Annotated in this window: 11 protein-coding genes; all 11 read right to left on the minus strand. The window is 40.5% G+C overall.

All coding sequences use genetic code 11. The features are described from left to right. Positions 1-44: 44 nt before the first annotated feature. The 11 genes from PQO01_RS06650 to PQO01_RS06700 all read right to left on the minus strand — a co-directional run bounded on the left by PQO01_RS06650 (position 45) and on the right by PQO01_RS06700 (position 15,360). Complete coding sequence (locus tag PQO01_RS06650) at positions 45-1,484, minus strand: hypothetical protein (protein ID WP_274313251.1); 1,440 nt, start codon at positions 1,482-1,484, stop codon at positions 45-47. Continuing rightward, a complete protein-coding gene (locus PQO01_RS06655; RefSeq protein WP_274313252.1) occupies positions 1,481-2,179 on the minus strand; it encodes a GDSL-type esterase/lipase family protein in 699 nt (232 codons plus the stop codon). Before PQO01_RS06655 ends, PQO01_RS06650 begins: the two co-directional genes overlap by 4 nt. 31 nt (positions 2,180-2,210) lie before the next feature. After that, entirely contained in the window at positions 2,211-3,779 is a 1,569-nt protein-coding gene (locus PQO01_RS06660; protein WP_274313253.1) for a prenyltransferase/squalene oxidase repeat-containing protein, read from the minus strand. Positions 3,780-4,440: 661 nt separating this feature from the next. Further along, the gene (locus tag PQO01_RS06665; protein ID WP_274313254.1) at positions 4,441-5,793 is read right to left on the minus strand and encodes a hypothetical protein; all 1,353 of its coding nucleotides are present in this window, start codon (positions 5,791-5,793) and stop codon (positions 4,441-4,443) included. Between the two features lie 57 nt (positions 5,794-5,850). Continuing rightward, entirely contained in the window at positions 5,851-7,188 is a 1,338-nt protein-coding gene (locus PQO01_RS06670; RefSeq protein WP_274313255.1) for a sulfatase family protein, read from the minus strand. Positions 7,189-7,249: 61 nt separating this feature from the next. Beyond that, positions 7,250-9,256: a serine/threonine-protein kinase gene (locus PQO01_RS06675; RefSeq protein ID WP_274313256.1), complete on the minus strand. Its 2,007-nt coding sequence runs from the start codon at positions 9,254-9,256 to the stop codon at positions 7,250-7,252. Further along, entirely contained in the window at positions 9,249-9,860 is a 612-nt protein-coding gene (locus tag PQO01_RS06680; RefSeq protein ID WP_274313257.1) for an RNA polymerase sigma factor, read from the minus strand. The genes PQO01_RS06675 and PQO01_RS06680 overlap by 8 nt, the downstream gene beginning before the upstream one ends. A 62-nt stretch (positions 9,861-9,922) precedes the next feature. Continuing rightward, positions 9,923-11,458 (minus strand): sulfatase family protein, encoded by a 1,536-nt coding sequence (locus PQO01_RS06685; RefSeq protein ID WP_274313258.1) that lies wholly within the window; start codon positions 11,456-11,458, stop codon positions 9,923-9,925. Positions 11,459-11,477: 19 nt separating this feature from the next. Then, positions 11,478-13,055, minus strand: coding sequence for a sulfatase family protein (locus PQO01_RS06690; RefSeq protein WP_274313259.1), 1,578 nt, complete (start codon positions 13,053-13,055; stop codon positions 11,478-11,480). A 24-nt stretch (positions 13,056-13,079) separates the two neighbouring features. Beyond that, entirely contained in the window at positions 13,080-13,727 is a 648-nt protein-coding gene (locus PQO01_RS06695; protein WP_274313260.1) for a prepilin-type N-terminal cleavage/methylation domain-containing protein, read from the minus strand. Positions 13,728-13,854: 127 nt separating this feature from the next. Then, complete coding sequence (locus tag PQO01_RS06700) at positions 13,855-15,360, minus strand: sulfatase family protein (RefSeq protein ID WP_274313261.1); 1,506 nt, start codon at positions 15,358-15,360, stop codon at positions 13,855-13,857. Positions 15,361-15,427 lie beyond the last annotated feature (67 nt).

The raw sequence follows: 15,427 nt of genomic DNA on the forward strand, positions 1-15,427 counted from the left end.
ATGCTTACTTTTTCGAAGCCATATGTAAAAAATGGACAGTAGGGCTAAAATTGCTCCAGTACAGTAAGAGAATGTGGTGCTAAGTTGATTGCCAAATTTTGATTAATGGCTACAATTTCTCCATCATTATTAACTGTTGGAGAACGATCCTCGGGGAAACTTCCTTTGAATATTATACGCTTGAATTTTCGCTTCTTTTCGGAATCTCCCTTTAAATAAAGCTTTATACTCTTTGGCTTGTCGTCTTTGTTCATTAGAAAAATATTTAGTCGGTTACCGGACTCAGAGGCACTGGCATAAGTGCGTACATTTCCCACTTGGCGTTGAGTGAGAACCATTCGGTCGAGCAGGGCTCGGTTGACTAATGTATTAATGTGACCTGTTGGTTTAGGGCTATTTTTTCGAGTCAATAGGGTTCCTACGTCAACTTCAGGTTCTTCTTTTCCGTACCAAGCGGTGTGGGCTCCCCAAAAGTACGTGTAACTGACATTTGGTATACAGATCTCGTTCATTAGAACCTCGAACCACCAAAGCGCTTTGTAGGTATTGTTGATCTTGCCCAAATCCTCGTTAGCAGGAGTTACTCCAGTTTCGGTGATGAGGATTTTTAGATTGGGTTTAGGGGATTTTGAAATAGCTCTTTGCATAGCCTCAACGGTGGGGATGTAACTTGCCGTATCTTCTTTCCATTTATCATAAGTACCACATGTATCTTTACGACCAAACATGTATTGATGAACCGAGACAAAATCAACTTGCTCGGGTGCAATACTCATGAGCTGCCAGAAGTATTTGAGGTGCCCAATCAGTCCGGGACCTGTTTTTATAGCGGGATCCGCAGCTTTCATTGCAAGAGTTATATCCCGGTAACGTGCTGCGTAAGTTTCTGGAGTGAAAAACTTTCGTTTTGAATGATGGTCGACTTCATTGCCAATTTGCCAGTAGGCGACTTTGTAATCTTTCTTCTTGGCATATCTCACCCACTCTACGGCGCTTTGTTTGAGTTCTTCATAAGTCAGACTATCGCGAAATTTATCTGATAAAACATTAACCACTACCAGAGGCTTAACATTGTTCTTTTTACAAAGATCCATGTATTCATCAAAGTCCATGGCATCTTTGAAACTGCCATCGGGGTTCACCGCCCAGTTCCATTTCCCGGGAGTACGATTCATCGTTGCAACTCGTGGTCTTAAACCCTTTGCGGTGTTCGCAAAGGGAGGGCTATGCCAGAGGTAGTTGTCAGCCAGTGCCCCATAGGGGAATCGCAGTGAACCGCAGCCCATTTTTTGAAGCGCTGATTGCAGTGAAATTTCCGGCTCATGCTTTTTTTCTGAAGCTAGTAACCAGCAGAGATTAGCGCCAGCCGCTCCGGCTTTGAGATCAGACTTAATTGTTTTACTTAAATCAACAGTGATTTGTGTACAAAATGCTGATTTTAAAATTAGGAATTGAATTAGTAAAACGTTTATTCTTCTTGTCATTTTTTAGCCTTTGACAATTTTTCGTACTTAAGTTCATTTCTAATTAGCGTCGGGCGAATGACGGAGTTCCAGGCTTTATATCCTTGTTCATTGAGGTGCAGCATGTCTTCAATAAACATTTCCTTTTTGATGGAACCATCTTCATTAAGAAGTACACTGGCAATATCCAGATAGAAAAGTTTTGCATCTGTCTCGCAAAAAGTTTCTAGCTTTTTATTTAATGCTCGTTGCTTTGGCCATAAGGCTTCTCGCTTTATGCTTGGTTTGACCGAGATGATATAGATGCGGCAATCGGGTAGCTCAGTGTGAACTTTTGAAACAAAGCTTTCAAAGGCCTTGAGTATATTCTGTTCATCAATTCCTTTGCTAATATCATTATCTCCTTCGTAGAGGAGTATAGCTCTGGGCTTACAGGGAATAACAATGCTGTCAGAGTAATGCAGAACTTCATTCATCATACTTCCTCCAAAGCCTCGTTTAATAAGACTTAATGGGTGCAGGTCACGATCAATAGTTTCGTGCCACATCCTAATACTGGAGCTGCCGATACAAAGTATTTGTCCCTTTTGGGGAGGATTCTTTGTATCCGCTTCAGTAAACTTTTTGATTTGTTTTTTAAACTTTGGTTTAGGATAATCATTGCTGTAAGCAAAAAAACTTAGACCAATAATTAAAAACATGATGATTTTATTCACTTACTAAAAGTCCTATTCTACTTTTGATTTCTTAAAATATATCTATGACTTCTTCACCAGAATTGACTTTTTGTGCCTTAGCAGTCGATGCTTTGCCAGAAGATTTTTTAATGACTGATGACGGAAGGTAACGGTAATAAACGGTTAGTTGCAGAGCGCAAAGAGTCGTTGAATAAACTTTATCATCAATGTCAGCCATGGAAAAGCGATCTGTTTCTACACCCTTTGCAGGACTGTTCCAATAGCCATCGGGATGCTGGTTTTCAAGCAAGTGTTTTTGAAAAAGGTTATTCCAACTCTTCCAGTCACTGCCACCTCTTTGAAACATGGCCTGAGTCATGTAATACATCCAGTAAAGATAAAATGCCGCAGGCTTTGTTACGCTGCCATGATGATTCCACCCAAGAAGTTTTAGGTCTTCTTTAATCATAATGTCACCAAGTCTTCTGCATATGGGGTCATCTTGAGCGCCTAATAACTGCATACAGAGTACACCTACAGCACGCATAGAAGGGTCACGTTTATCTTTTGATTGTAACCTGTAGTAGAAACCAGTAGATGTAGCAAATTTTTTCATGTGTGCAATTGACTTTTCGATAGCTCCTGGAAGCTCTTCAACATCACAGCCGGCAACTTTTGCAGCTTTCATGGCCTGCCAGTTCCAACAGGCATTTGAAAAGTTTGAGTCACCTTTAGTGGCATAGCCATACATGTAACCTCCATTTTCATGCTGTTTATCACAAATGAATTTAATTGTCTTATTCATTGCCGGCTTAATTGAATAACTACCAGTCATTGCAAAAGCTTCTGATAAGGCATACGCAACTAGAGCATGTTCATAAACATTTCTAGTCTTGTTTCTACCAATGGGGAAATTTCCCGAATTACCCCATTTAACAAGATTGGCAATACCGCTGCTAACGACTTTACCGTAATTTTTTGATTTACCTGTTTCCCCATGGGCAAGAAAGGTTAAGATTGCCAAGCTAGTCATTGCTTCAGGGTGTCCTTGTCCCCAAGTCCCATCGGGGTTCTGATTTTTAGCGAGCCAGTTTAATGCATTCCCCAAGGCTTTTTGGGCACCAGAAGAACCACCGTACTTTCTTACCGCGTTCGCTTTGGCATTGGGAGATCGTGAGCTGAACATCTTTGCAGACGTTAAGGGGGACGTAGAAGGCTTTACATCTGACATGAGCTCGACTTCGTCAAAGACTTCAGCTGCAGGAGGCTCATCGGTAATTTCGTCGACTTCTGTGGCAGTATCTTCTGTTACATCGACAACTTCAGTAATTTCAGGATTGATGGTTTCTGCCTGCTCATTCATCTCCGGCTCTGGAGGCGGAGGTGGAGGTGGAGGCGGGGGAGGTGGTTCTTCTACCACTTCTTCCATTTTTTGCGTAACTTCGACATTGGCATTGGGTGGCTTGGTCTCACCTTTGAAAAATGAGGCACCGATAATAAGTAAAACGTGGATGAAGGTCGAAATAATTGGACCCGTTAAAGTTTCTTTTAACTTTTGTTTCCTGTATTCCTCCTGAATATTTTTCATTTCTTCCGGGCTTAAAATCCCAAAAGAATCATCATCAAATTCTTCGCTCATGAAATGCTTAGCTCTTTCTCATTTTTAAGTGATTTTTTCAAAGTCTTATTAAAGGTTGATTTGTCTGCTAAAACTGATTGAGAATCAGCAGTTCGGATTTTAAAAAATCCTTTGCCACACCTATACGTATGCCAAGTCTGAAGAGAGACAGCAGGTTGAGAAAATGTTATAACATTTAGCTCGAAAGTTCTTAACGAATTGCCGGGCTTTGAAATACTGCTGCTATGGTATCGACGATTCGGTACTTTTGAGCTTTGGAAACTTTTACCAGGCGCTCGATTTCAGGTTTTCCTTAATAGCGTGAGCAAAAAAAAAATGACCTCATTTTTCATATCAATCATCAAGTCTTTACGATGGAAATAGTGATATAAATCTGGGTCAGGTGGCATGGAACGCAGCGCGTTGAGCTCAAACCAGGCATTTCATCCGCTTTGAGGTCTAGTTTTGTTAAAAGTATAAGTTTAGAACTTTCCGAATGATTTGTGGTTTTAATGGAAAAAAGGTTATCGGAGAAATGGTGAACAGCTTTATCGAATTCTTTTGTCTTTTTAAGAGTCCAGAATTTATCTTTTAATTTAAATTCTCGATCATTAGAATATCCTCAGCACATAATGTAAAGCAGGTGAGTACTAGAAGCGATATTTACTTTTTCATGGCTATCTCAGTAGGTTGTTATTAATTGCTGTATTTTAGTTATCTCATTTTCTAGTTCGTTTACTCGTGTTTTAAGCCATTTTACGGCGTTTAGTCTAAAGTTTTCTGAGCCAATATTTTTTTGCTGAGAAGCCCAGTGATTATATTCGGAGAATTCATACCACAGGCGAGTTTTATGGGCAGTAGCTTGATCAATGAGACCAAAACCTTTGAATTTATGATCATCATATTTTTTAAGAGGATTTTCTTCGTTGTGGTGAATGCCCCACCAGAGCCAAAAGGGAGTGCCCCATTCCAGGTTAACTTGCGCTGAAAGCAATGCGAGACGAGCCTGAATGAGTTCAGCTTCAGCCTCTTTGACTTTGTAGGAATTCATGACGTAGACTAGAGGGTAACCAATTTCACCAATGCCAACTCGGCGACCCTTAATGTCGGGGCGCGGAAGTAATAGGTTTTCTACATAGTCAAGATCCGTGTAAAGGTCTGCTTTAAGTGATTCTTCACTATGAGGGCTACTCCAAGCAGAGATGCCCTGAGTCTCATAACTTGAGATGGAAACATAATCCAGGTGCTTACAAAGAGGAAGAACGCCGTTGGTCATGCGTTTGAGTCCAGTTGTACGTGAAAAACGAACGAGATTGACTTCCGCATAAAAATACACTTTCACATTCTTATGAGCCACAGCCTTTTTGGCATCTTCAATTGCCTTACCTCGAATATTCATCCAGTTGGCCATTTTTTGAATGAGTTCAGGACTCATGTCTTCATTTTTATCAACGTTTTTAGCTCCCATAAGCCAGTCACCTTCCCAATTGCCAATCATGAAGGTTTTACCTGAATTATTATAGTTTTTCAGTAGAAAGACGGTGAAGTCGTAAAACTCTTGGTAGAGCTCCTCGTCTTTGCTGGGCTTATAGTATTTAAAGAGGTTTTTGCCGTGTGCCCAGAAAAAAGCTAAACGATAGGGAAGATCGAGACTTTTCTTATAAATAGGGTGTTTGGCGATTTCCGTTAAGGTGATGTTTTTATTAACATCAAAACCCTGTGTTTGTAAAGTTTTTCTACTCAACCCCAACTTAATAATATCGGAACCGAGGTCTTTAGTGGCGTGTTTGGATGTCCAGAGTAGGGAAGCTGTGTTACCGTGCAGTTCTGGGTTGCGTTCCCCCATTGGTAATGCGTGAGGCTGCTGAGGAGCAATCATGAAGCTTTGAAGTGAGTTATAAACTTCTTCTTCCTTAGGGGGGGCTTCTACTGTGACTTTTTGAGTCGATTTGGCTTTTACTTTAGGCGCCGTGTAAAACATGCCAGCTTGGTCACAGGAGCACAAAGTAAAAAGAATGATAAAAATGAAACGCATGAAAACCTTAGTATTTTTTTTTATATTGATTCGTTATGATAATGAACAATAGGACAGTTATTTAGAGTTTTTTTGTGAAGGGCGTTGCCAATTAACCTGATTAGCTTGAACTAGGTATTTATCCATAATTTTGCGCATCTCGCTAAATTTCTCTGGAAATTTTTTACTTAAATCCATTTTTTCAGTGGGGTCATTAGCTAGGTTGAAGAGCTCATACTTGGGCTTTTTAGTGTTCTTTACAAGCTTAAAATTGTCAATTCTCAGAGCATATTTTTTGAAACCTTGAAGCCAAGTGTAAAATTGCTGGCGTTTTAAAGGTTTTTGGTTCATTGATTGAAGCTCAGTGAAAATACTTTGCCCATCGAGACCCTGAGGGACCTTAAGGCCTACAGCGTCAAGAAGAGTTGGCATAAAATCCATAGTCATGGCATTAAAATTAGAAGTACTATTTGTTGGGATTTTTTCAGGCCAGGTAAAGGAAGTGCAAACGCGCAGTCCTCCTTCATACATGTTTGTTTTATCTGCACGGAGTTCACCATTATCTGCACCATATTTGATTTTTCCGCCATTGTCAGAAGTGAAAACTATGAGGGTGTTATTCGTGATGCCAAGTTCCTCAAGGCAGTCCAAAACGCGGCCAATGGAATAATCCATATGTTCAATGAGACCACCTAGCTTAGCACGTTTCTCTGTAGCATTTGGGTTGCGCTTTTGAAAGTATTTAAAGTATTCTTCTGGGGGATGGATGGGGTCGTGAGGGGCATTATAAGACAGAAATTGGAAGAAAGGACGTGAGTCTTTGTGTGCCTGACGAATTTCTTCGATTGACCAATTAGTGAATATATCTGTTGCGTGAGTTCCTTTTGTTTCAACGCGTTGATCATTTTTGTACATGTAGGCAATATTATGACGAGTATGCTCCCAGTAGTCATCCATCATATCTCCTAAAAAACCGTGGAATACCTCGAAGCCCCTTTCGTTTGGTGTATTTGGAGAAGTGAGGCCTAGATGCCATTTGCCTATGAGGCTGGTTCTGTAGCCATTTGCCTGAAAGGCATCAGCAATAGTTTTTGCTTCGGGGTCAAGATAACCCCAAGAATTGTGATCGTGAGTACGCACAACTCCAGGGACGCCAACCATGTCCTGGTTTTTACCTGTGAGAAAAGCTGCACGCGAAGGTGAACATACGCAACTGTTTGCAGTGAATTCGGTAAAGAGCATGCCGTCTTTCATTAGCTGGTCAATACGTGGAGTTTGAATATCCGGAGAGCCATAGGCTGAAAGATCGCGATACCCAAGGTCATCTACCATGATGAAGAGAATATTCGGGAGATCGGCTGAGCTAAGAGAATGAGTGACTAAAATAACAAGTAGATAAGTAAGTTTTTTGAACATGTAAAAGCCTTGGTGTTTTTATACTCATTCGCCTTAACATTCTCAATAAGGACAGGCAGACTTAAATAATTTCAACATTGATGGATTCTTTGATCTTTTTAATCTGTTTTTGTGGAAATTGCCCCTTGTGGATAATGAGCTTTTTTAAGCTTCTTATTTTATAAAGTTTATCTAAATTAATAATGTCACTGTAGCTAATGTCCAGTATAGAAATTTTAAGACCATCAAGCTCGGATATATCTTTTATTGATGTGCCTGTAATTTTCAACGATACGATATTCAGGAATGAAACTGGTGTTTTTCCCGAGGCATAATATTCGGGGCTTTTTAGAAATTCAATACTTTTTGAACTGATCACAAGTCTTTGTTCTCTGTAGGAGTAATTGAAGCCTTTTTTATCCCAACTTGGGTTAATCATTTTTAAAATCTCAACAACGGCCTGACTATAATAATTTGCGTTGCCACGCACTTTGTTGTCATAGGCAATTAGGCGTAAAGCCACAGAGTAATCGTATTTAAACTTGTTTCTTAAATCGGCAATTAAATTGGCTAGTGAATTAACCTTGATTAAACCAATAGGATCTCGCGGTGCGTCGACGTATTTTTTACTGAGTTCGCGAAGAACCTTGTACTCCTGAAAAGGTAATGCATTTAATTCATCAAAACGTTGCATGAGAAAGAGCGAAAATATGAGATGGTGTCTAGCATTGGTATTTTCCGGATCAATTTTCAGCAGCTCTCTGGCATTGTTTAGAGTTTTATTGAGAGATTTAAGCGGATATTCATAAATGAACGTTTTTGAATTCAGTTCTGATTCAGATAAAAAGTTTTGAGTGAGGCGTTTGAGTAGGTCCTGACTCTCTTGTAAAAGTTGATCTGATTTATCTTTTTCGATTTGGAGATTGTGTGCAGCTTCTTCTGCTTTTGTTGTTTCATTTTTGGCAACATCAACCTGTGCTTTTAGAGCTCCAATAAAGTAAAAACAAAGTGAAAAAATAATGATTAAAGCGGCCATGCAGGTAAGTGCTTCAGCTTTATTCCTCTTTATCAAAAGGTGGAGTTCTTTCATTAAACTGGCTTCTTCTGCTTCAGTAGAAAAGCCGGAAAGGTATTTTTGGACATCTAGTTTTATTTGACCTACAGAACTATATCGTTGATTTTTATCACTTTTCATGGCACGATTGACAACGGCTATAAGGCTTTCGGGTATAAGTCTTCCAAGGTCGTTGTCAGGCTTGATTATTTCTCCTTTTCGGGTTTTCTCCAGAACTTCTTCAGTTGAACCAGAAAAAGGCGCTTTTAAACAGAGTAATGAATAGAGAATACACCCCAATGCAAAGATATCTGAGCTATCGTCCAGGCTATGACCTTTTTCGGTTTGTTCAGGAGCCATGTAGCCGGGTGTACCCATAACGCTATTGCGCTGAGTTACATGGTTGAGTAGATCTGTATTGAGAAGGATTTCTTCAAAGTCCTGAGTTTCATGCTGGTTGAGGATTTTTCCCAAGCCCCAATCGCAGACTAAAACCTCACCAAATCGACCCACCTGAATATTGGCAGGTTTAAGGTCTAAATGAATAATGCCTCTCGAGTGAGCAAAGGAAACGGCATCACAGACTTTTAAAAAAATACTGAGTAACTCGTGAAGCGGGTAGGCGTTTACGTAATGTTGATCCTGCTGTTTAAGTCTTCGTAAAATATCCTGAAGTGAGTTGCCTTCTTTGAGATCCATAGTGAAAAAAGGACGTGCATCTTCATTAACGCCAATGTCATGAATAGAAATGATATTGGGGTGTTCTAGGAGAGCGGTGAGACGAGCTTCTTTGAGAAAAAGTTCATTAAAGGTTGAATCAATATCTGGTAGTAACTCAGCCATGGCAACATGTCGAGATGTAGACTGATCAAATACTTTAGTGATTGTTTTCATCCCGCCCGTAGCAACTGTCTCAACGAAATGATAGCGTTGAGTTATATGCTGAAGCTCAGAATATATGGGAGTTTCTTCACTGGGTGCTTCGTGGAAAAGGCCAGCGAATTTACGGGCAAAATCTTTATTATTGTCACTCATTGAAGAGATGCATTTCCTGTTTAATCTGCTGAATTTCCTTGAGCAAGCGGTCTTTGACACGGTTCTTTAATTTATTAACAGAAGTTCGCTGTAAGTGAAGCTTTTCAGCTATGACATCTGAAGGCATGTTGTCCATGCTGAGTTTAAAGACCTCCATGGCTTTCCCCGAAAAGATTGGACTAACACGATCCATAGCAGTTTGAACAACGTAGACCTCCCATTCAGACTGGATTAGCTTTTCTATTTCGGGTTGAGAAATAGATTCACTAAGCTCTTCTTCACTGCGAAATTTTTCAATTTTGTTGGAGCGTCGATGAACCTTGCGGTAATGATCTATAACGCGACGGTGAATTATGGAACTCATCCAGGTACGGAAGCGCGCGCGTGAGCTATCGAAATCAAGCTTAGGTAATGATTTCCAAAGTGAAAGCAGGACTTCTTGAGCGAGATCGTTTTTGTCATTTTCATTCACCCCCATTTGGTGAAGGATGACCATCACAAATTTGTGATAGTAACGGGTGAAATCTTCCCAAGCCTGATCGTCATCAGGGTCTTGAGCTCTTTGTAACAGAGTGAGTCGAGTATTCCAGTCGCCAGCGCTCATGAAAGTCCTTTTACTTGATTCCTATTGCATCATAGTTTATTACATCTAAACGTAAAAAACAATTAAAGGTTTGCGGGTGACGCAAAGAGTTCGGTATTTTTCCCAGTGCCACCAACACGATTTTTATGCCTTTTCCATTGAATAACTTCGGCTCTTTGAATAGATTCCTTATCCTGTTGTTGCATAAATTGTGCGAGCTTCTTAGGTGATTCACGGTTCTTCATCGCTTCAAGTGCATAATCATTTATTTTTGTCATGTGCTGAGTCAGCTTAGCGCGCATTTGCTTGAGCTGAGCAAGGTATTCAGGATTCTTAACCAAATTGTTGAGGCAGTGAGGGTCTTTCTCAAGATCATAGAGTTCTTCAATATCACGGTAAACGAGATGATTGAAGCGTTTGGCGACTTCCTGATCAGTTTTAGAGAGTTCTTTTATAACTTTGTATGATTTGTGAGAAGATGATGCACTGGAAAAAGTTCTTTTGCCATCAGCCCAGGGGTTGAAAACGTAACAAAACTTTTTGTTGTGGACAGCGCGAGTAGGAAATACGAGACCAATGGCATTTTCATTGAATTCAGCAAAAACGTAGTCACGATATTTTTGTTCTTCACCTTTTAAGACTGAGAAGAAAGATCTTCCTTCGAGTCCTTTGGGTTTGTTGATTCCGCAAACATCGAGAATTGTCGGCATGAAATCAACTGCGGAAATCATGTGTTGAGTATCTTTGGATTGTGGCTTGAGTTTGTTTGGCCACTTCATGATCCAAGGAGTGCGAATGCCATTACCATATAGAGAGGATTTTGCAAAGGGGAGGGGCATGCCGTGATCTGAAACAAAGATAACTAAAGTGTTGTCTTCATAGGAACTTTCTTTTAAACTTTTGAGTATGGCGCCAATACAATCATCTGCACGCTTAACTGAGTTGTAGTAATTGCGCATTTCAATACGAACACCAGGGTGCTTGGGAAGAAAATCTGGGACGGTAATTTCTGATATCTTATAAACTCGACTTGGGCCAAATTCGTCTAAGCCAGATTCTTTTGATTTTGGGTCGTTAAAAAATGGCTTATGTGGATCGGCAATGTTGACCACACAGTAGAAAGGTTCGTTTTTATCTTTGATAAGTTCAAAGAAATCACTCATACCTTTTGCATATGTCTGAGCGCCACGTTTTTCCGCACCTTTGAGAATAATTGAGTGATCCCAAAGTTCATCGTATTTATCGTTAAAGCTCGTGTCGCGGGGTTTGTTGATTACAGATGTAAAATAACCGTTTTGGCGAAGTAGTTCAGGAAGCATGGGGTAATTAGCATCTACCATGTAAAATCCGCGCATACCGCTGCTACTAGGGTAGCGACCGCTTTGGAAAACCACGCGAGAAGGGGAACAGTTAGAAGCCTGTACATAAGCTCTTTCAAAGAGCAAACCTTCGTTGGCTAGGCTATCTATGTGAGGAGTGATTTCGGGGATTTTACATCCATAAGCTCCAACTGAATCCCAGTTCATGTCATCAACTGTGATGAAAAGGATATTGGGTTTTACTGACTCCGCAAATAATGAAAATGAGAGTGTTAAGAGGGCGAGTATTTTATAAATCATATTGGATTCCAGTGCGCTATTATTGAATGACTTCGGCTTTGTGATTGGTGATATACTTTTTGCTGGGATTGGAGACATCTTTGATCTTGTTTTTAGGGACTTTATGCTGAATTCTCAACTTGTTGAGTTCTTGTTTCATACGCTTAAGAACTGAGGCATATTCAGGGTTTTTGAACTGATTTGTCATTTCCTTTGGGTCAGTTTTCAGGTCATAAAGTTCCCATTCATTAATATCGTAGAAATACATGAGTTTATAACGGCCATCGTAAGCACCTTCATGGCGTTGAACCATGTGCCAACCTGGGAACTCGTAGTAGTGGTAATAATGAGTTTTACGCCAGTCCTTAGGGTTTTGTCCTTTTAGAATAGGAACAAGAGAGGCACCCTGCATGTCTTCAGGAATAGCTTGACCAGCTACTTCTAAAAAGGTCTCTGCAAAATCGAGGTTGGAAACGAGGTGGCTATTAATTGAACCAGGCTTTGTGTGTCCTGGCCAGCGGATAATAAGAGGAGTACGGTATGATTCGTCATACATGAAACGTTTGTCGAACCAGCCATGTTCACCGAGGTAGAAGCCCTGATCTGAAGAATAAATAACGATAGTGTTTTTTGCGAGCCCGGATTCGTCTAGGTATTTGAGCAATTGACCGATGGATTCATCGACAGATTTAATACAGCGTAGGTAATCTTTGATGTAGCGTTGGTACTTCCAGCGAACGAGGTCTTTACCTTTTGGTTTTGCTTTAAGCAAGGCTTGGTTTTTGGGTTCGTAGGCGGCGTTCCAGGCTTTGAGCTGTTCAGGATTCATGCGCTTGTGAATGCGTTTCGCTAGTTGGTCTTTTTTATCAAACTCTTTTATTTTGAGGTCTTTACCCAGCTCCATTGAAACTTCGATAGACATATCCTGGTTTCGAGCAGCATGGCCACGTCCTTCATAGTCATCGAAAAGAGAATCCGGTTCCGGCATGGTAACATCATCAAAAGCATTGAGGTATTTGAGAGCAGGAGACCATTCGCGGTGTGGAGCCTTTTGCTGAACCATGAGCATGAAAGGTTTGGAATTATCACGCTCGTTTTTGAGCCAGTTAAGAGCTTTGTCAGTGACTACCTCAGTACAATACCCTTCGACCTGATAGCGGCCTTTAGCATTGTCAAAATCAGGGTTGTAGTACATGCCCTGACCAGGAAGGATGTCCCAGTGATCAAATCCCGTCGGAGTCGAGCCTAAGTGCCACTTGCCAATGATGGATGTTTCGTAGCCAGCTTTTTGTAGAAGTTTAGGGAAAGTTTGTTGACTACCGTCAAATTTGGTTTTTTCGTTAACCATAAAGCCATTAAGGTGACTGTACTTGCCAGTTAGAATTGTAGCCCGACTGGGACCGCAAATGGAGTTAGTAACCATGCATCTTTTGAAGAGCATTCCTTCATCGGCGAGCCGGTCGAGGTTTGGCGTTGGTGCGACCTTCGCAAAACGACCACCATAGGCACTGATAGCCTGTGTTGCATGATCATCAGTAAAAATAAAGAGGATATTAGTTTTTTCTGAGGCGAAGACAGCGCCGAAGGAACATGCTAAAAGAGCAAGTTTTTTTATCATAAGTATTTGTCCAGTATGTTGAGTTTAGGGAATCCAGAATTCGGTAGTGTTAGCCTCACTACCAATGATGAGCAGTTGGCTACCTGTTAATGTGCTGACGTGGCCATCAATGTAAGCAATATTGGCTTTGCCTTCATGGCGAGCTATAGCTTGCTGATCATTTGAATCGTAAATTTTGGCTTCTTTAAGGTTGTATTTAAAAAGTGTATTCTGTACTTTCCAGGAATCCATGTAAAAAGCTGTTTGACTGGCATGATTACTAGTTAGTTGATAAGGAGTGTAAACGGTGCCATTGGCATCTATTTGGCCTAAGCGGTAGTTTTGGGAATAATTGTTAGTGTAATAAGTATCGAGATTTACCCCATTAGGGCATTTGTAGGGGCTTCCATTTTCATTGCTGTTAGCTGCGTTAATTTCTGGTAGGTATGAGTTTTGCGACATTCGCTTGGACCAATATTCGCTGTTGTCGGCGTCATTGAGAGGGGCAAAATCATCATTGTCTTCAGCATACATAAAGGAAGCCGTGGAGATTTGCTTGAGCTTATTTTGGCATACTGAACTTTGAGCTTTTTTACGTGCTTTACCGAGTGTGGGGAGAAGTAAGCTGGAAAGAATTCCTATAATTGCGATAACAACAAGGAGTTCAATGAGACTGAATTTCTGTTTTTTCATAATGTGACCTCAATTTTGATTATATATACCCATTCGGTAGCACTTTTAATATAAGGACAGTTGATTAATTTTTTTTTATAAAATAATGCTTTTTTAATCTCAATGAAAATTTTTATCGAACTTCCTCTTATGGCTTAGACCACTTACTCATGTCTTTTTCTCTTTTGGGAATATTACCCACAAAGACGCCGCTGGCCTGAACTTTCTCGTAAGCTACACGCATTTTTTTAGGATCTTTTGTTTCCTGGTAGGTATTGAATACTGGACTAACAAAATCATTTGTTTTTTCCATGTTAGCCTCCATGGCTTTACGGAATTTATCCATGACTTCTCTGTATTCGGGATTATTGGCCAAATTATTAAAGCCATAGGGGTCTTTCTCAAGGTCATAGAGCTCTTCTGGAGCACGTCTTAAAATGAATTCAGCTCGTTTATTCCAGTGGGGATCAGTCTTGCCTTGTTGCACCATGGACGTAAAAAAGTTACCGCCAAGAGAAGAGGTGGCGTAGAGCCTTTTTCCTGTATAAAAACTATTGAAAGTATAGGAATACTTATGGTCAAGAGCGGTGCGCATATTGTAGTGACCATTGCCGTTTTTTGCGTAGAAATAAGTAAAAAACAATTCATCACGATCTTTTAGTTTGCCACCATTAAATACGCTCTTTAGACTTTGGCCATCAAAACCTCCGGGAGATTCTATGCCAGCTAAATCAAGCATAGTCGGGAAAAGGTCTAGGACAGAACTGAATTCTTTGTGAACAGAGCCCGCTTTGATGAGAGGAGGGTATTTTATGATCATTGGCGTTTTTGTGCTATTTACATAGGCATTGGCTTTTGCGGAGGGCGCACCCATTCCGTGATCGGAAAGAAAAACAATCATAGTGTTTTCCTGCAATCTTTTCTCTTGAACCATATCCATTAGACGACCAACTAAATCATCACATCGACGAACAGAGCAGTAGTAATTGGCCAGTTCATGACGGATCTCCTTTGTGTCTGGAAGGAAAGCAGGAATAATCATGTCTTGAGGTTTAAAGACTTTACTGGGGTGAGAATTTGGTGCTTTGCCTTTGTGGCTTCTCTGCTCTTTACCCTCATTTTTCCAGTTATAGTAGGGGCGGTGAGGATCGTGGGAATTGACGATTAGATAGAAGGCTTTGTTTTCTTGAATTGCGGAGTCCGCAAATTTTGCTGCTTTTTGAGTGATGACTTCCGTATTTCGTCCCACTTCCTCGGCATGATCCCAATGCGTGTTTTTGTATGGCGTGCTGTGACCAACTTTACCAAGAATGCCGACCTTGTATCCATTCTTACTCAAAACAGATGGGATCGTAGGGACATTGGGGATGGTGAAGTGGTGAAAGCCTTCTCCACCACTTCTGTGAGGTAGTCTGCCGGAATTAATCGCATTGCGAGATGGCATGCAAACTGTTGTGGCCACATGAGCATTGGCAAAGCGCATTCCCTCTTTTGCAAGTTGGTCAATATGGGGAGTCGTTTCTTTGATCTCTGAACCAAAGCAGCCAACGCTATTCCAGTTCATATCATCAGCCGTTATAAAAAGAAAATTCACTCTTTCTGTTGAGTGTAAAATATTGATGAAAACCAAAAATAAAAAAATATATAATCTCATAAACTTTTCCTTAGAAGTATTTATAAATTATACGTGATCACTAGAACATTAGAGACAGCTGACAAAA

The organism is Lentisphaera marina, assembly GCF_028745505.1.
GTDB classification, from domain to species: Bacteria; Verrucomicrobiota; Lentisphaeria; order Lentisphaerales; family Lentisphaeraceae; genus Lentisphaera; species Lentisphaera marina.